The following is an 18,636-nucleotide window of genomic DNA, read 5'->3' on the forward strand; positions in this document are numbered from 1 at the left end:
CCTGAATCAGCCTGGAATGGCCTCTGGCGCATTCCTGCTTGTTCTTGTCAAATCGCTAAAAATCAGCGGATCTCAAAGGCAAGCTTTGAGCTAGCTGATTTTCTTAACGCTTCTTGACTGCGTACAAGCACCGGCTGCTTCACAGGCCTATTAGTCACGGTTTTGTTTAGGAAATAAGGGGTGGTTTGTTTTACGCTAGTGTATAAGCTCATGGCTATCGACATTGCGAGGAGGCGGTAAGCCGACGTGGCAGTCTTTTAGGTAGCTTGTAAGTTGTAGTTTATAGGTTGATCCTAACTACCTACTGCTCAATGGTATTATAGGTTAATTGTTTAATTGGTTAACTGTTTTATTGATCAGGAGAAACGAGCTGGTTGAGGAAAAGGACTCCGAAGGAGTCGAACTGTGAATAGCCTAGGGTGAAACCCTAAGATACTGAATGGAATACAGAACCAGCGCTGGTGCAAGATTTGGGATGGGAAATGGGTTGAATTGCCAGTAAGACAAAGACGACCTATCGGATTGAAAATCCTACGATATATAGTTCGACATTGCAAATGTCGAACAGCTAGGGACAGCTGGGGATTCAATTCCTTGCTAAAGCCCATACAGTCTTGGGGTTAGTCCAGCTTTCCTTCCAATAACACCCCAGTCTTCTCCCATACTATCTAGGGAACCAAAAGGGAAGTTAGCGGGACAATACCCGAATGAAACTGGGCCAAAATGAACCCTTGGTAAGGGGTTTCCCTGGCTTTGCCATTGAGTTGACAGCTCTCAAAACCTGAGAATACTGCTTTTTCAGATGTCCAGAATCAAGGTAGATAGTCCTCAAGATCCGCCTCGGGGATACCTGTAAATGCCGAAAATTCAGAGACAGTGATAAACTGTCCCTTATTTTTATCCAATAGGGAACGGATTTTCTGAAGTACCAAATGACTGTATCGTTCACTCCTTCCTATGATCCTCTGGATTTCCGTTTATGTACTCAGTCAGCTGTAGGTAAAAACTTGTTTTCGGGAACTGTTCCGATATCAATTCCATCTGATTAAGTGCTTCTTTTCATAAGTTTGTTTTTGAGACAAACTTACTGGCTCTAGAACTCTAGTGAAATATATACTCGCTTAAGTAGATACTGGCAATTAGGTTAATCCTTTCGGAATCAGTAGGTTATCAACGGCACTAAAATAAAATGGTCTGTGCGTACACAGACCAGAATTGAGTTATTGAAAATGAAAAGGTCTGTGCGGACACAGACCAAGGTGGAAGATTAATCTTTATTTTTCTCTTTATCCTTATTCTTAAAGAGATAAATCAAACTGACTTGGCTATGTATAGAGAAAAGATTTTGCCCTCTAGGGAAATCCGGTGTACTGGAGGGATCTAACTGCCATTGGTAGTTCAATCCATTGATCAACTGAAGCTTAGAACTTAAAAGAAGGTTGTTCCATTGGTGGTCAAACAAAAATCCGAGACTAAGGTCTACCCATGGCTTATGTTCATTTTGCTGACCGAAGGCGCGATAAAAAAAGTCTTGATGATTTGCTAAACGTTCTAAAAGAATACCAGCTTTATTAAATTTATCTACCAATGAGATTTCTAATGTTTGAACATTTGATCCTGTGCCAATTCCTACACCAAGGGCTTGACCATAATTGGTAAAACCACGAACCTGATAATGGGTATGCCAGGATGTAAAACCTCCTAAACCAATATACCTAATGTATCTATTAACGGATTCTTGTTGATGAGTGATTTCACCTCTAAATTGTATAAACTTATTATCAGATTGTAAACGAACAAGTTTATTAAAACCTAACAAATAAGCACGCGCATGCTCAGGATTAAGAAAAAATTCTCTCCAATTAAAAGAATGATCCCTCCTAGCAAATTCAAAATAAATTTCAGCCCTGGCTCTCTTAAATAAATACCTTCCAAAAACAGAAACTTGTTGATCCTGAGCTTTAGCATCATAATCAACCGAATTACCATTTTGAAATAATTTAGTCTTAGTAAAAGATTCAAAAATGGGAAACAAATCTAGAAATGAATTACCCCTATTATCATTGTATTGTTGAAACGTACGACTAAATCCTATAAAAAGTCCAGAAATCCATTTGGGTTGAAAGGACATGGTCATTCCATTCAAAAACCGCCAATCTTTAGGAACAGAATTAAAATAATTGAAATTTAAGTATTTTGATTGACTGGCATTAAATCCCGAAGACTCTAACCTACCTAAAAGGATTTGACTCTCGAAATAGCCCAAAAAAGTTTTAGCTGGTTTAATAGTATTAAAAGTAAAATGAGGAAAACCAGGAGCATTATTTGAAAAAATAAGACTGTTCCATTGACCAGGACCCCACCATATATTACGATTTGCAAAACCTAATTCAAAAGAACCATATTGAAAAGTAAAAGAAGATTGCCCCAAATTATAATTAGAATAAATTCCTTCGCCAAACTTTTCTGGAAAATCATTAAAATTCCAAAAATGAAATCTATCTCGAATTACATTATTCGTAAATCCTTCTTGAAACCCAAAATAAGATAAATTTGAAGCGTAAACAAATTCAGGTTGAAAAACCAAATTAAAAAATAAGTATTTAACATTTATACCTCCACTTAAAAAAAATTGACTTCCTCGATTAGGAATCATACTGTAATCACGCCCAATATAAGGACGCTTGGAATTATAATCTGAAGTTAATAAAATTGGAACTAAATTAATCTTAATATAATTCGGATTTTTATTTTTAATATTAATTAAAGAATCAATAATGAAGGGAAAAGTTTTAAAATTAAAAGATAAATCATGAAATGAAGAATCAATTAATTGATTTCTACGAAAATTTTCTTCAAAAATAGGATAACCAACAGGAAAATTTTGAGAAAATATTGAATTACTAAAAACAAAAAAAAATATTAACAAGCTAAACCTGAATTTATGAATACACACAAACATATATAATAATTTAAATACGCTTAAAACCTTGTTTATAAAATTGAATAAAAACTAAAAAAGGAAATATCAAAAGTTTGGATTGTCTTTTAATACGATAAAAAGTAAAATCTTGAAACAATCTATAAAGCCATTCAAATCCTAAATTTTGAATCCATAAAGGAGCTCTCTTGACATTATTTGACCAAAAATCTAAGACTCCACCATTTCCAAAAATCAATTTTGCGTTTATTTTATCAAAATTTCTAAATATCCATTCTTCTTGTTTAGGATTTCCTAAACAAACCATTAAAACATCAGGATTTAAGGAATTTATATTAGCAATGATTTTTTTTTCGTCTTCTAAGTCAAAAAAACCATGATGACAACCTTTAAAACCAAAATAATTAAATTCCTTTTCAAATTTAGAAATAACTTTATTACAAATGTTAGGCTTACCCCCTAATATAAAAAACGAGAAATTACTTGAACTACATAATTTAACAAGTTCCGGAAAAAAATCAGTTCCTGTTAACCTAACATTCAATGGGTTTTTATAAAGCAATTTAGAAGCCCACACAATTCCAATTCCATCAGCCAAATTAATTTCAACTGCATTTAAATAATTAAATAATAAAGGATTTTTCTTAGATTCAAGGAGAAATTCTGGATTAGATAATGCTATTAAAAACTTTTGATTTGAAACAAGTTTATCATGAACAATAGAAATTAATTCAGACAATGTTAAAACATTAAATTTAACGTTTAATATTTTAAGGGTATTTATATTTAGCATAATTAATAAATCTTATCTTGTCTTAATTTCTTTAAAAAACCCCAAGAAGGAAAAATACAAACAATTAAAGAAGGATAAATGTTTATAATATTTAAAAAAAAGAAAAAAGGGGCTTAATGAAAAATAAACTATTCCTTTTAAGGTAGAAATTCTTGTTAAAAAAGCTGATCTTGCATAAAAATAGTTTTTAGAATAAATTTTATTTTTACCTGAACTTTCAAAATCATGATTGACAAAAAATAGAGGAAAATAAACAATAGATTTTTTATTAAAATAACAATCAAAAAGAAAAATAGTCTCTTCACCAAAATTCCACCCGAATTTAGATCCTAAACCAAACCTTGAATCAAATTTAATATTGGAACAAATAATAGAATTTCGCTTAAAGGCAATTTCAATACTACTGACATTAAATAAACTTCTTTTATTTAACATAAACATTTCAGATTCATATTTTTTATACTCAAAATTATTTATCCCGGTATTTATTTTTCCAACTATAACATCAAAATCATTTAATTTAAAAGCAGAAATAATATTAATAAAATAATCAAGGGAATAAGAAACATCATCATCAGCTAGTAAACAAATATCAGCTTTAGAGTGAAGTAAAGCATTATTACGATTAATAGACAAACCATTACCATAGATAGGAAAAATATTTAAATCATTCCGGAAATTAAAGGCACTATAATTATATTTAATTAAAGAATTAGAAATTTGATGGGAAACAATATAATTTATAAAAGAATATTGACGAGGTAAAATTATATTAGAAACATTATAAATACTTTCATTATAACAACAAATTAGAACATCAATTTTCAACATAATATAAATTAATTAATTAAATCAATAATCAAAATAAAAATTAAAAGGAGAAGATAAACTAAAAGAGGTTGAAATAGAATATAAAAAAAACATAAAATAACAAATCAATAAAAATAAGCCGATTAAATAATTAGAAATAGATTTTGACAAATAAAACAAATAATAGGAAAGAAAAGAAAGTACAAAAATTCTAAAAAAAATTAGATAATTATTAAACCTGTGCAATAAATGGATGTCAGAAAATACATGTGATAGAATTACGCCAAAAACAAAAACATTGTAATATGGTATAAAAAAAGGAAATATATTTTTTAATTTATCACTGTAAATAATACACAGCAAATAAATAAAATTTCTAAATAAAACACCAAAACCGGAATTAATAGAAATTCTATTATCAAAAGCTAATTCAATATTTTTAGCATAGAATTGATATCCTAAAATTTCAGAAACAAATACACTAATATTTTTAACATAATCTAAAGTATCAATAAAATAAAAACATAAAACAATAAAAATTGTATATAGTCTATTAGGGAAGATATCTTTATTAACAAAAAAATAAAATAGAACAAAAACAATTGAGGCTTTATGGAATAAAAAAGACAATAAAACAAAAAAGATGAATTTGTAAAAATTATTGACATAAATAAATCTAAAACTATAAAAGATTAAGGAAATACTAATAGCTTGACGAATTCCATTTAAAGAAAAAAACAAAAATCCATCAGTATATATAAAAAAAATAAAAAAAACAAGAATATATTTAAAATCTTTAATACTGAGAAGCAAAAAAAACCAAATTATTAAATTTAAAAAAATAAAATATAAAGAAAAATGAAATCCATTATTTGAAAAAAATGAAGTGATCAAATTAAAACCCCATTCAAAATCTTCAAAACTATAATTAAAAATTGAAAAAAATTTATATTCATTTAAATAAGAAAGATAATCTACACCCACATTATATCTAAGACCTAGAATTAAAGAGGTAATGAAAATGATAAAAATAAAGACAAAATAAAAATACTTTTTTGCAATATAGGAAACAGCAATAGAAATATATAAAAGAAAATTATAGATAAAAAAAGCTAAAAACATGATGTTAAGAAATATTATTTAATAATTTTTTAATTTCTAAATTCCAAGAAAATTGCTTAGAATAATTATGAATTTGTAAACTAGAAACTGAAATATTAATAAACCAGTTATATAAATGATTTAAGTCAATTAAATTTTCGTCTTCAGAAACCCTATATACAAAATTTGAATTTCTAAATCCAGGATCATCCTCTGAAAAAACAATTGGAAGACCATATGAACAATATTCCCTATTTTTGAGTGCTTGTATAGTATGAATACCTTTTCGATGATTACCCAAACATCCTAAGGAAATATTACACATCTTATAAACATTTTCAAGATCTTCACCAATTTTAAAACCATGAAAAACAACATGATCATTTAAATAAGAATCCGAAATAATACTGTTTTTTAAATTTTCTAAAAATTCACCTTCTCCAACAAGATGGAGATAAAAATTATTAGGCTTATATTTAGATAAAGAATTTATAAATCTATCAGTACCGTGCCAAAAATTAAAATTTGCTACAGAGATAAAATTTAAATTTTTATATTCAGCCCACTTTTTATTTACAACAGGAAAATTAAATGAAGAAATACAATTAAAAAGATTAATAGTAGGAATATCATAGATAAATTTATCTTCACTAAAAGTAATTATTTTATAAACAAAATATTTTAATATCCTCCAGAAGACCTTATCAATTAAATTTAAAATAAAAAAAACAAAATTCTTTGGATACTCTCTATAGTAAGGATATGTTGGAATTTCTACTAATATTTTAATGTTATTATTTCTAATTTTGGAAATTAAGACTATACAAAATATAAAAAAACTTGGAAAAATAAACCTAACATACAAATAAGAATATGATTTAAGATTAAATTTTATTAAATAATAAAGCAAATAAAAATTTCTTAATAAAGGTAAATTTACATAAGTTAAAAATTTATTTTTAAAAAAAATTTTAAAATTTTCGTAGTACAATAAATCGACATTAACACCATTATAAACAAATCCATCAATTTGACTAAAAATCTTATTTTTTACACCGTGATAAAATTCAAACTTAACATTACTAAAATACAACAAATTAAAACCCATAAATTAATTAATATTAACGGAGTATATTATAAATAAATTAGATTTAAAAAATTAATAATTTAAGAAAATAAGAAAAAATCATACTTATTGGGAGAAACAATAAATATAAATAAGAAAAATAAAAATTGAGTTCTTTAAAATTAAAATAATTACTTAAAATAAAATTAATTGTTTTAGAAAAAGCTAAACCAATAGGTACAACATAAATCCCAAATTCTTTAAAAGCAAAAATAAAAATTAAATTCACAAAACTTCCAATTAATGAAGAATATGAAATTACTTTAGTATTTTGAGTTATTTGAGGCCCAACCCTAACGAAATTAGACAAGATATTTAATGACATAGGATAGCAAAGAATAGTAAAAAAATTAGAAGCCCCTAGATAAGACGAATTAGAAAGTAAAAGAACAATATAATCCGAAAATAAAATTAATAAAAAAGAAACTATTGAAAGTAATAAAATAGTCCGTTTGTAGAATTTTAATAAAATAGGAATTAATAAGTGAGAATTAGTATACTTATATACATATGGTAACCAAACATTATTAAAAGCCAAATTAAAGAACATAAAAAAAGAAGCGATTCTTAAAGCAACAGAATATAATCCTGCATCACCTAAATTAAAATATTTACCAATAAAAATTTGACCTAAAGATGAATCAATCCATTCACCAAATATAGCAGGAATAGTAGGAATAGAAAATTTCAATATAGTTTTTAAAATATTAAAATCTATAATAAAAGAAAAGCTATTTTTATTAATAACGTAAAAATATAGGATAAGAAAAAGATCAGAAATAAACAAACCTCCAAAAAAACCTACAATTCCCAATTTAAAGTAAATAATAAGAATTAATGAAATACCAACATGAATTAAAACATTAATAATTGATCCCAAAAAATATAGGTATGGAATATTTTTAAAACGAGAAATGATAGAAAAAAATGAATTTAAACTTCCAGATGGGATAGTGAAAAACATTAAAATGTAAGAAATATAATATTCATGCTTAGTAAAGTCTAACAAAACAAATTTACCCAAAAGCATATACATTAAAAATGAAATAAACACAGATAAAACAACAATAGACAAAAATGAAGTTGATAATAAATATTTAATATTATAAGTATTATTATAATAATACCGAGCCACTCCTGAATGAATATTTAAATTAGAAAACATATCAATAACACTTTTAATAGAAAAAATAATAGCCATTGCTCCAAAGTCTTCTTTACTTAAAATAGAAGTATAAATAGGCATTAAAAAAATTGATAAAATTTTACCAAGAAAAGGACTAAAACCATAAATTAAAAACTTTTTAATAAAGTCCATATAAAAATTAATAATATAAATTTAACCAATTTCCAATTTGATTATTCCAAGTCTGATTAAATCCTAAAATATTTTTATTAACCTTACATTTATTATATTCATTATCAAAATTCATATATAAAAAATCCAATAGTTTAAATAAAGACAAATTAAGACCATCAATTTCATGAAAATATAAACCAGATTTTTTAAAAGATTCATATGGCAGCCAATCGCCACAAATAATAATAGAACCGGAAAGGAATCCCTCAATTAAACTTGAAGATAAACCATCAAAAGTAGAAATTTGAAGAAAAATATCAGTAGAATGCCTTAAATAGGCAACTTCAAGATCAGACATTTTTTGAGTTAAAATAATGAATTTAAAATTAAATTTCCTTAAAACCAATAATAAAGAATCATGCAAATTTGAATCAAAACCATAGGTCATAGGGAAAATAAGAAAGAATTTTGAAGAAAATTCTTCTGTCAAATTATTTCGTATAATAAAATTCAAAAATTCCAACTGCTGATGTAGTGATTTCCCACTATAACCAACACAAATAGAAATAAGATTATCAGGAATATTAAATATACTTTTGGAATGAAGTCTATTACCATTAGAAACTAGAATTTCAATATTGGAAATAATATTAGATCCATACAAAAATTTTTTAATTTTTAATTTATTAATATTATATGAAATAAGTTGCTGTTCTTTTTCATGTGTAAAAACAGTAATATAAGAAGAATTAATCACCATTTTTTTGAAAAAAAGAAAATATAATTTACGTGAACCAAATAATTTTAAAGATTCAAGCTCCCCTCCCCATAAGGTGCTAATGATTTTAAAGGGAAAAAATTTATAAATAGGAGAAAAAAGCACAATTTCTGGTAACAACCATTTAAAATGTAAAACGTTATATTTATTCTTATTTAATAACAAATATAACAATAACTCAATCCCAATATAAAATGGTTTAATAAAAGATCGAAAAAATTTAATTTTTGGAATAAATGTCGAATAATATGAAGTTACACGATAATTAAAATTAAATTCATGAGAAAACTTTCCCAAATCGTTTGTAACAGAATAACATTCAATATACATATTATCATTTTTTGTAATAGCACTAGAAACATAATCTCTAAAAAAAATACTATCAACTTGACCAACAATTAAAATATTCATGTTATAATAAAAACTTGATATACTGATCCCATTGGCCTACATCTTTCCATGAATTATCTGAAACAGGAAAAACCCCTACTTTTCGGTCTTCATTAATTAATTTATCAATTAAATGAGTAATATGAAAAAATTGATTCTCGGGAATTTCATGTAATAAATGTGGTTCTAAAATATACATACCAGAATTTATCATAAAATCATATGAAGGTTTTTCTTTAAGTTCCTTCAACCTTCCATATGAATTAATCTCTAATGTCCCATATGGGATTTCTATTGATTTTAAAACTGAAACAAGAGTAATTTCATTTTTTTCTTCATAATGATATTTTAGAATATCATTATAATCCTGATCTATTAAAATATCACAATTAGTAACAAAAAAAGTAGTATTTAATTTATTTTTTAATAAATACAAACTTCCTGCAGTTCCCAAAGGTTGATCCTCCTTAAAATATTCAATAATAAATGGAAGATTTAATTTTTCTAAATAAAATTGAATTAATTCAAATTTATAATTAACACTTAAATAAAAATTATTTGATCCATACTTATTAAATCGATTAAAAATTTCCTCTAACATAGTTTTTTCTCCAAAAGGAATTAGAGGCTTTGGAATAATATTTGTTAAAGGTTTAAGTCTATTACCTTGACCACCAGCCATTATAATTACAGGTAAATTAAATTTATTAATAGGAATTTCTTGATTTTGAGGAAACAATTCGTTCCAATAAATAACTTTAACTAAATCACGTTTCTCATTAATAATAGGCATAAATTCAGCTCTAATATTAATCATAATGTTTTTAAGTTCACTCATTGATTGAAGAGGAGAACCGACAATATTAGTAGCTCTATTAATCTTGAAAACGGGTAAATCTAAATTTAAATTTTTTAAAATTGCTCTTTGAATATCACCAATGGATATCAAGCCAAAAAATTTACCTTCCTTATCAAGAATTATCAATAATTTTCTACCTACATCATCCATTTTTTTTAATGCTGATTTTATTGAGGCATCTAAATCTATTATTAAATCTTTCATAAATAGTATCGAATTTTATTTATCCCTTCTGCTAAAGAAATATTTGGTTCCCACTCATATAAAGCATATGCTTTTCTTATATCAGCATAACAATCTAATACTTCATTATCTCTATATTCATTAAGATATTTTATTTCACAATCTACATTGTAACATTTCAAAATTGTATCAACAATTTGAGAAACGGAATAGGAAATTCCAGAACCAACATTTAAAATTTCAAATTGATTATTTTTAAAAGAGGATAATAAAACTTTATATATCAAATTTAAGAAATCTGAAATATACAAAAAATCACGTTTAGGCCTAGGATCTTTTAAAGTAATAGATTTAGATTTTAATTGAGATATTATTGTAGGTATTAAAAAATTAGTCGGTTGATTAGGACCAAATAAGTTGAAAAGCCTTAAATTCACTACTTTAATACCAAAATCACTTGAATAAGCTTTACATAATTTCTCTGAAATATATTTTGAATTTGCATAAGGATTATGTGGATTTAGATTATGGTTTTCATCAACCGGTAAATATTGTGGTTCACCATATAGATATGAACTAACATTAATTACTTTAGCACTATACTTTCTAGCTAATTCAAGAGCATTAATTGTACCCAACAAGTTAAACTCATAAAATTCATTTGGATTTTTAAAAGAATCTGGAACATAAGTTCTAGAAGCTAAATGAATTAAAACATCGAATTTATCAATGCTCTTAGTACTATTTAAATCTAATAAATTATAACCTTTATTTCTACTAATTTCAAAAACATCAATATTATTACTCATTAAAAAGGGAACTAAAAATGAGCCTAAATATCCACTGCTACCTGTAATTGCAACTTTCATTTTGTTTACATTTTTGAATCTAAATTTTTTCCAGTTTCCTTATGATCGAATGCAGGCAACAGTTCATAGAAAATATTGACTATATCTTTTTTTACCCACTGCTTTCGCTTTAATAAACCGTTGATCGCAGCAAGGAACCAATCGAGTTTTTCTTCTTTGTACGGAAGGCTACTCTTTACTATTCCGAGATTCTCAAATCTTTCCAAATCCAAAATCTCACCTTCCATAAAGAACTCCTCAAAGTCTTTCTCTCCCGTAGTATCACTTTTGGTAAAATAGCAAGGCCAATATTTTTTATCTGTGAAAAGAGATTGATATTCTAAATTAAAAAATTGACGGGCTTCTTCTTCTGAAGAGCAAATATAAGGCTCATAGCCTAATTGCTTTAGGTAATTGACTGCTATTTCTGCAAATGTTATTAAATGTAAATCCTCGCTTAATTTGGGGAAAAATATATCGTTGTTTTCACCTAACAAACAAGACATCAAACAGAGTTCGCCAGATTCCTGAGGGGTTACAAAGTATCTTTTGATATCATTGGGTGCAACAATTGGTTGCTTTTTATGTAATCTTTGGTTGAAACCATGTAACAAAGAACCATCAGAAAATGCCACATTAGCAAACCTTGCAGTTGAAATAGAGATATCTCTACTCTCTCTCATTAAAAATAACTCCATGATGCGTTTTGATGCTCCCATCATGTTAACAGGATTTGCTGCCTTGTCCGTAGAAACGCAAAAGTATTTTTTTACTCCCTTTTCTTTAGATTGCTGGATTGTTTTCAAGGTATTTAGAATATTCACCTCAACCATTCGCATTAATGTAAAAGGATCCTTCTCACTTCGAACATGCTTCAAAGCAGATAAATTGAGAACATAATCATAATCGCCATCCGATTCCCAAAAAGCATCATATATTGGTGAACCAATATCTAATGCAAAGGTCCTGAAATCACCAGCTATATAGCCAAAAGAACTCCTGATATCCCTGACCATTTCAACTAAATTGTTTTCGCTAATATCGACAACATGGAGTTTCTTTGGGTTACGCTTAAAAATTTCCTTAGTAACTGCTTGGCCGATAGACCCAGCACCTCCAATTACCAAAAATTTCGAATCTTCAGCTTTCTTATTAAGAATTATTTTATTTTGCTCAATATCTTGAGCAATAAGTATTTTTTTTCTTCCAATAAGTTTTAAAATATCCATTGAACTGAAATTAAAGCCTTGCGTCGACAAACTCTTTCTTCAAAACCGATTTCACATCAAAAATCACTTGATCATCTGATTTTTTTAAATCCCATGATTTAAATTCCTTATGCGCAACAGCCAAAATAATTGCAGAATATTGATCTAAATTATCGTGGGTATTTCCGTTGATGATTTTAATTCCATATTCATTCATAACCTCTTTAGGGTCTGCCCATGGATCAAAAACATCTACGTCCATATCAAATGACCTCAACTCATTATAAATATCGATTACTCTTGTATTTCTAACATCTGGACAATCTTCTTTGAAGGTAAAGCCCAAGATCAATACCCTAGAATCAATTACCTTTAGACCCTTTCGCATCATATGCTTAATAGTTTCTGTAGCAACATGCTTGCCCATTGAGTCATTCAATCTTCGACCTGATAAAATAATTTCCGGATGATAGCCTACTTCTTGAGCCTTCTGGGCTAAATAAAATGGATCTACCCCAATACAGTGTCCTCCCACCAAGCCAGGCTTAAATGGCAAAAAGTTCCATTTAGTTCCTGCTGCTTCCAAGACTTCCTGAGTATCTATTCCTAATAAATTGAAAATTTTTGATAGCTCATTGACAAAGGCAATGTTGATATCCCGTTGTGAGTTTTCGATGACTTTGGCAGCCTCGGCTACTTTGATGGAAGAGGCTTTGTGGGTTCCTGCCGTAATCACAGACTTGTATAATTGATTTACATATTCTGCCACCTCTGGTGTAGAGCCTGATGTTACCTTAAGAATCTTGGTCACTGTATGTTCCTTGTCCCCAGGATTAATACGCTCCGGACTATAACCAGCAAAAAAGTCTATATTAAATTTTAAGCCTGAAACCCTTTCTAAAACTGGAACACATTCTTCCTCGGTTACACCAGGATAAACCGTTGATTCATAAATCACCACATCGCCTTTTTTCAATATTTTCCCTATCGCCTCCGAGGCTTTGAGCATGGGTGTTAAAATTGGCCTATTATGCTTATCGGTTGGAGTAGGAACAGTTACTATATATATATTGCATGAAGAAATAGGAAGGACAGCATCGGTAATTTGTAGACCTTTTCCCTTTTGATCTAATACAAGGGAAGATTGTACTAATACTGATTGTAAATCCTGATCTTCTACCTCCAAAGTCCGGTCATGCCCCTTTTGAAGTTCATCCACCCTTTTTGGGTCAATATCGTATCCTACCGTTTTGTATTTTTCAGCAAAGGCAACAGCAAGAGGAAGTCCAACATAGCCCAATCCCATGATGGCTATTTTTGCTTCAGATAAAGGTGTTAACATATTGAAATGAAATCGATTACTTAAATCAGGTTTTAGAATATTATTTAAATTAAAAAAGAAAAAGTTATTTAAAGTTTAATGTTAAAGATGTTAAAAACGTTAAACGTTAAAGATGTTAAGTGTTAAGAGCGCAAAGATTATAACTATAAACATTAATATAATTTTTAACTATTAACGCTTAACATTTAACGATTAACTCTTACACTTTACCTTCTGTTTCCTTCCATTGCTCTTTTACTCCCTTTAAAAACTCAGCACCAAAAACCGAACCTAAGCCTAGGATAAATCCCAAAATGGTGAAAATAACCAGAATCAGAGGGCGTTTGGGAGCTGATTTTTCTGTGGGAATAGTAACAGGCTGAATCACTGAAAAGATGGGAGTGTCTTTGGAGACCTGCAGCTTCGCCTGTTCCAATTGCTTCGCCAATTCGGTGTAAATGCTAAAAGCAAAATTGTACTCAGCCTCCAGTCTTTGTAATTCATTGTTTACAGATGCTGAAACGATATTTTGGTTTCTATCCCTAAAATTAGCTAAGCGGGACTGAATCTTTTCAAACTCTGTTTTTTTCTCCTCAAACTGAATCTCGGTATACTTCAATTGTTCCCGGGCATTTTGGATTTTATAAGCTATGACCTCCTTTTGGAGCAAAGTCTCCGCATATTTAGCCATTTGGGCTGCCATAATAGGGTCAGGCATTACAAAGGAAATAGATACAAAGCCTTCTTTATCATTGGGAGTAACTGCCAGCTGATTGTCCAAAATTTTAAACAATTCAAATTCCTCCTGACTCACACTGAGTAATTCTCCTCCTTCACTAGGCAGGAATGAACCTTCATCTCCTCCTTTGATCGCTTTTATGATTTTTCCGGGTAAACCAACCGTATACTCCTTAAACAAAGCTAAAACCCCAGGTGAATAAATTTCGGTGAAGTATTGTCGATAACTTACTTTTTCCCCGGATCCAGGCAAAGAAATTTCTGCCTCTAATAAGGCCTTTTTAAAAGGAACTGAGCCCACAAATTTGGGATACAAGGCCGGAGGTATTTCAGAGCCACCAGAAATCCCTCCCAAATTGATCCCAGCCAATGATGCCAAACCACTTAAGCTACCTCCCGCTTTTCCGGATTCAGCAGTTTGTGGAATAAAGGCGGAGGAGGCGGTAAACTCTTTTGGAGAAAGGATAGCCACGAACAAACCCAAAACCATAAAAATCAAGGTTATGGAGATTACCTTTTTTCGATTATTCCAAACAGTTTTTGCCAGGGCAAGAAGGTCGATTTCGTCTTCGTCCGGTTCTTGTTTATATTGATTCGTTTCTGTCATGAATTCGATACTATTTTTTTAAGGCTATTAAAAGCATTATTGTGCTCAACGTTAAAAATGTTAAGCGTTAAATATGTTAAACGTTAAAAATGTTAAGTGTTAAAATCATAAAATGTTATTGGGATAAAGTAGATTAATATTACTGGGCTTAAAAATTTTGATGTAGAAAGCCAAAGACCCAAGTTTTAACGATTTAACAATTAACTATTAACATTAAAGGGCCTACATTTAATCGATTCTTCAATAGTTGTCAAATACTCTACTCGGTAAACGTTACTTATAACCTTTTCCTCCACTGTTTTTTAGGGTTTGAATCAAACCTTGGATTTTATATTTGAGACTTTCCGTTTTTTTTAATACCTCTAAATGTTCTTCTAGAGATATAAATCCAGCATCATGAGCACGATAAGATTGTGATCTTGTCTCTGCTGATGAAGCCTTAGCAACATATAAAAACTGTATGAATTCCTTATTTCCATCTCTTTCAAACCCTTCAGCTATATTATCCATTACAGAACCCGAAGAGGAATTTATTTGACTACAAAACCGAAAATCTTTTGAAAATTCAGGATTCCTTGTCAATCTTCTAACTAAAACGCACAAGTCCCTCGCTATTTGCCAAACTTCAAGTTCTTCAAAGTTTTTGATGGTCATAGGGGTTAAATGTTAAGCGTTAAAAATGTTAAAGTCGTTTAATGTGGAAGGTTTTAAAGATTTGATTCAAATTTTCAAACCAAGTTTATAAAAATTAACCCAAAACTAAAAAAGCACCTACGTTTAACGATTTAACAATTTCCGAATCAAGCACTGCCCCTTCCTTATCCTTGCTTAACGGTTAAACTTTAACCAATTAAATCCTTTACCTAAATCTACGGCTTAACAATTAACGTTTAACTTTTAACGATCATGCCTTATTGAATTATCCTATCCACCAAAATACCTAAGGTAGCCAAACTCGATGCGATGCCTATCCAACTTTGGGCACTCATCCCTTCCCTTTCAGGTTTGGTAGGCACAATGATTTCTGCCCCAGGTTCGATTCCGGGATAAAAATTGAAGAACAAAAACTTCTTGGTTCTGCTTACATCCCCATTGGCATAAACCACATAGCTTCCTCCCTTTCTGGATTTATCCGTAAAGCCACCAGCTTGGGAAATGTAGGATTTGAAACCAGTACCATTTTTATATCGGGTTGAGGTAGGATACAAAACCTCTCCTCTCATCCTGACGGTTTGCAATTGTTTTGGAATGCTGAGTACATCCCCTTCTCTTAAAATCAAATCCTGAGGTCCATGCGGATTAGCCAAAATTGCCTGCAGATCAATCCCGATCAGTTCTGTGTCTCTCATTTCAAATTCCTCAACTTCACCCTCACCCAAATTTTCAATGGAAGCCTTTCTCAGTTCACTGGATTGCAAATTTTCCCGGGAACTTTCCTCCCCTCTTTGGGAAATTTTTTGATCAATTCTATTGAGTAATACTTTCTCCGATTCAGTCTGATTTAAACTGTCTCTGCTGATATTGGATTTTACACCCCTGAGGTTTTCAGCCTTCACTTCATATTCTGAAGGGCTTTTGTAAAACTCATTTCTTCGAATTAGGGTAGCTCCTTTGACATAGGCATAGGAAGTCAAGCCTCCTGCCCTTTTCAATAGATCTGAAATGCGTTCATCAGCATGAGCTATAGCAAATTGTCCTGGATAAAACGCTTCACCCTCTACACTTACCAATTTTTCATCCTGAAATCCGGGACTTCTTCTCACCATCACATGGTCAAATGGCTGCAGAGGATCATTCGCCTTTATTCCAGAAACCTTCAAATCCCTATCTATATCCAAAACGATGATTTCAGCGAGCTTTCCGGAAACATCATCTTTTATTCTTCTGGCAATTTCAATTCTGGATGAAGTTGCAGACTCCTTAAATCCACCTGCTCTCATTACCAAATCAGCCACCGTCATGTTGTCCCCAAAGGAAAAGGAACCTGGCTTATTGACTTCTCCGGAGATCTTTATAAAGTATTCTTCACGCAACTCATAAATACTTGGAATATTCAACACATCCTCTTTTTGCAATAAAATATCCTCAGCCTCTCCATTGACTACTGCCCGAATATCCACAGGAAGAATCTCCAATGAAAAATCAGCTTTGGTTCTGTAGAGAGTTGCTCTGTTCAAAAATGCATCTTCCCTCAAGCCTTCTGCCTTGGCAATTAATTCTTTAACACCCATTCCCTCCTCTAACTCAAAGGTCCCTGGTCTTTCCAAAGCTCCGGTAACCTGCACCCGGTTTGCAAAACGGCTTTGGATTTTACCGACTCTGATAACATCCCCATCCTGTGGATTAAAAGAAGGAAAATTGCCTGCTTCCACATCTTCAATCTTCATTTCCTTTCCGGTTTTCCTACTAACCGAAAGTCTATCCTTGTAGGCTATACTGGAAAATCCTCCTGCAAAAAGAAGTAAATCCTCCAAGGTCTCCCCCGACTTAATTTCAAAAAGTCCTTCCCTTCTTACCGCTCCAAGGAGCTCAACTCTGGTTCTAACTGGAGGAACGATCATAACATCGTTGTCTCTCAGGGTAATCAAATTTCCAGATTCCCCTTTCGTCAGAAACTCATATACGTCCAACTCGGTAAGCAATTTATTATCCCTGTAAATCTGTATATGCCGGAAGGAACCATTCTCACTGGGTCCACCTGCTGCAAACAAGGCGTTGAAAGGTGAAGCGAATGAAGGAAGGGTATATGTACCTGGCTTAGTCAACTCTCCAACCATGGAAATGGAAACGGTTCTGATATTCCCCAATCTCAATTCCATAAAGGTGTTGGGATTACTTCCCTGAAGGCCTGAATAAATTCTACTCAAGGCGGACCGAACTCTTCCAGTCGCTGCCCCTACTGTGGCACCCCCAACTTTGATTGGTCCCACATTAGGAACCAAAATAGTTCCTTCTGGACTTACTGTCAGATCGTAAGATTGTTGGGAAGCTCCATATACATCGATCAGCAACTGATCACCTCCTCCCAAAGTATAGCTCTGAGGAGTTGGGATGTTCAAACTTGGGTTGAATGTCAGTTCCCTGTTATGAAAAAGTTTAAAACCAAAAATCTTCTTCTGAGTAGGTGTCAAATCAAAATAGGGATCTGACTTTCTGATTTCTTCAAATGGATCTCCATCTTGGTTTGGCAAACCTACAACCTGTCTCATTCCAGTAGATTCCTTGGATTCACCTGAACTCTTCATAGAACTGGCTCCACTTCTAAGCGCCATAATTCGCTGTCTTAGTTTTGCTGCTTCTCCAGCAGGCAAGCCTCTTTCCAGTGCCAAGGCTTCTAATTGCTGCTCATTCAAACCAGAGGACTCAGCTCTTTTCAGAAGTTGTTCGATCTGTGCATCAGACAAGTTATCAACTTTCAAATTCTGAATATCCGACAGAGACTGTGCCTGTACCACTATTTGAGCAGTAAAAAGAATTAAGAGGAACAAAAGTTTTTTCATGAAGAGAATGAAGTTTAATCGCAAAATTGGATTAGTATTTTTAACCGCGAATTGCGCTGATTACGCTAATTTTATTCAATTTGAGCTCGCAGACCTCGCAATTACACTAAGACTTTAAAATTTTTATTCGGTG

14 protein-coding genes are annotated in these 18,636 nt (G+C 30.7%); all 14 read right to left on the minus strand.

All coding sequences use genetic code 11. The features are described 5' to 3' along the window. Positions 1 to 1,267 precede the first annotated feature (1,267 nt). Entirely contained in the window at positions 1,268 to 2,929 is a 1,662-nt protein-coding gene (locus tag P2G54_RS10015) for a capsule assembly Wzi family protein (protein ID WP_275870704.1), read from the minus strand. Between the two features lie 43 nt (positions 2,930 to 2,972). Beyond that, entirely contained in the window at positions 2,973 to 3,734 is a 762-nt protein-coding gene (locus P2G54_RS10020) for a WecB/TagA/CpsF family glycosyltransferase (RefSeq protein ID WP_275870706.1), read from the minus strand. Between the two features lie 12 nt (positions 3,735 to 3,746). Further along, positions 3,747 to 4,565 (minus strand): glycosyltransferase, encoded by an 819-nt coding sequence (locus tag P2G54_RS10025; protein ID WP_275870708.1) that lies wholly within the window; start codon positions 4,563 to 4,565, stop codon positions 3,747 to 3,749. A gap of 21 nt (positions 4,566 to 4,586) precedes the next feature. Then, a complete protein-coding gene (locus tag P2G54_RS10030; RefSeq protein ID WP_275870710.1) occupies positions 4,587 to 5,666 on the minus strand; it encodes an EpsG family protein in 1,080 nt (359 codons plus the stop codon). 4 nt (positions 5,667 to 5,670) lie between these two features. Next, positions 5,671 to 6,753 carry a glycosyltransferase gene (locus P2G54_RS10035; protein WP_275870712.1) on the minus strand — a complete coding sequence of 361 codons (1,083 nt, stop codon included), beginning with the start codon at positions 6,751 to 6,753 and terminating at the stop codon, positions 5,671 to 5,673. Positions 6,754 to 6,796: 43 nt separating this feature from the next. Further along, on the minus strand, positions 6,797 to 8,089 hold the full coding sequence (locus P2G54_RS10040) for an oligosaccharide flippase family protein (protein WP_275870714.1): 1,293 nt from the start codon (positions 8,087 to 8,089) through the stop codon (positions 6,797 to 6,799). A gap of 7 nt (positions 8,090 to 8,096) precedes the next feature. Continuing rightward, positions 8,097 to 9,260 carry a hypothetical protein gene (locus P2G54_RS10045; protein WP_275870716.1) on the minus strand — a complete coding sequence of 388 codons (1,164 nt, stop codon included), beginning with the start codon at positions 9,258 to 9,260 and terminating at the stop codon, positions 8,097 to 8,099. A gap of 1 nt (position 9,261) precedes the next feature. Next, positions 9,262 to 10,302, minus strand: a complete 1,041-nt coding sequence (locus P2G54_RS10050; RefSeq protein ID WP_275870718.1) for a sugar phosphate nucleotidyltransferase — start codon at positions 10,300 to 10,302, stop codon at positions 9,262 to 9,264. Further along, positions 10,299 to 11,150 carry an NAD(P)-dependent oxidoreductase gene (locus P2G54_RS10055; protein ID WP_275870720.1) on the minus strand — a complete coding sequence of 284 codons (852 nt, stop codon included), beginning with the start codon at positions 11,148 to 11,150 and terminating at the stop codon, positions 10,299 to 10,301. The genes P2G54_RS10050 and P2G54_RS10055 overlap by 4 nt, the downstream gene beginning before the upstream one ends. Positions 11,151 to 11,155: 5 nt before the next feature. Next, positions 11,156 to 12,358, minus strand: coding sequence for a UDP-N-acetylglucosamine 4,6-dehydratase (locus P2G54_RS10060; RefSeq protein WP_275870722.1), 1,203 nt, complete (start codon positions 12,356 to 12,358; stop codon positions 11,156 to 11,158). Between the two features lie 10 nt (positions 12,359 to 12,368). Beyond that, complete coding sequence (locus P2G54_RS10065; RefSeq protein WP_275870724.1) at positions 12,369 to 13,679, minus strand: nucleotide sugar dehydrogenase; 1,311 nt, start codon at positions 13,677 to 13,679, stop codon at positions 12,369 to 12,371. Between the two features lie 199 nt (positions 13,680 to 13,878). After that, positions 13,879 to 15,003, minus strand: a complete 1,125-nt coding sequence (locus P2G54_RS10070; RefSeq protein ID WP_275870726.1) for a Wzz/FepE/Etk N-terminal domain-containing protein — start codon at positions 15,001 to 15,003, stop codon at positions 13,879 to 13,881. A 273-nt stretch (positions 15,004 to 15,276) separates the two neighbouring features. Beyond that, complete coding sequence (locus tag P2G54_RS10075; protein WP_275870728.1) at positions 15,277 to 15,657, minus strand: four helix bundle protein; 381 nt, start codon at positions 15,655 to 15,657, stop codon at positions 15,277 to 15,279. A 257-nt stretch (positions 15,658 to 15,914) separates the two neighbouring features. Next, complete coding sequence (locus P2G54_RS10080) at positions 15,915 to 18,503, minus strand: SLBB domain-containing protein (protein WP_275870730.1); 2,589 nt, start codon at positions 18,501 to 18,503, stop codon at positions 15,915 to 15,917. Positions 18,504 to 18,636 lie beyond the last annotated feature (133 nt).

Origin of the sequence: Algoriphagus sp. CAU 1675, from assembly GCF_029222925.1 — a bacterium.
GTDB lineage: Bacteria > Bacteroidota > Bacteroidia > Cytophagales > Cyclobacteriaceae > Algoriphagus.

Coding starts and splice junctions, on each gene's coding strand:
- P2G54_RS10055 (WP_275870720.1), bottom strand. CDS start 11,150: ATGAAAGTTGCAATTACAGGTAGCAGTGGATATTTAGGCTCATTTTTA.
- P2G54_RS10080 (WP_275870730.1), bottom strand. CDS start 18,503: ATGAAAAAACTTTTGTTCCTCTTAATTCTTTTTACTGCTCAAATAGTG.
- P2G54_RS10040 (WP_275870714.1), bottom strand. CDS start 8,089: ATGGACTTTATTAAAAAGTTTTTAATTTATGGTTTTAGTCCTTTTCTT.
- P2G54_RS10030 (WP_275870710.1), bottom strand. CDS start 5,666: ATGTTTTTAGCTTTTTTTATCTATAATTTTCTTTTATATATTTCTATT.
- P2G54_RS10060 (WP_275870722.1), bottom strand. CDS start 12,358: ATGGATATTTTAAAACTTATTGGAAGAAAAAAAATACTTATTGCTCAA.
- P2G54_RS10035 (WP_275870712.1), bottom strand. CDS start 6,753: ATGGGTTTTAATTTGTTGTATTTTAGTAATGTTAAGTTTGAATTTTAT.
- P2G54_RS10070 (WP_275870726.1), bottom strand. CDS start 15,003: ATGACAGAAACGAATCAATATAAACAAGAACCGGACGAAGACGAAATC.
- P2G54_RS10045 (WP_275870716.1), bottom strand. CDS start 9,260: ATGAATATTTTAATTGTTGGTCAAGTTGATAGTATTTTTTTTAGAGAT.
- P2G54_RS10020 (WP_275870706.1), bottom strand. CDS start 3,734: ATGCTAAATATAAATACCCTTAAAATATTAAACGTTAAATTTAATGTT.
- P2G54_RS10075 (WP_275870728.1), bottom strand. CDS start 15,657: ATGACCATCAAAAACTTTGAAGAACTTGAAGTTTGGCAAATAGCGAGG.
- P2G54_RS10025 (WP_275870708.1), bottom strand. CDS start 4,565: ATGTTGAAAATTGATGTTCTAATTTGTTGTTATAATGAAAGTATTTAT.
- P2G54_RS10065 (WP_275870724.1), bottom strand. CDS start 13,679: ATGTTAACACCTTTATCTGAAGCAAAAATAGCCATCATGGGATTGGGC.
- P2G54_RS10050 (WP_275870718.1), bottom strand. CDS start 10,302: ATGAAAGATTTAATAATAGATTTAGATGCCTCAATAAAATCAGCATTA.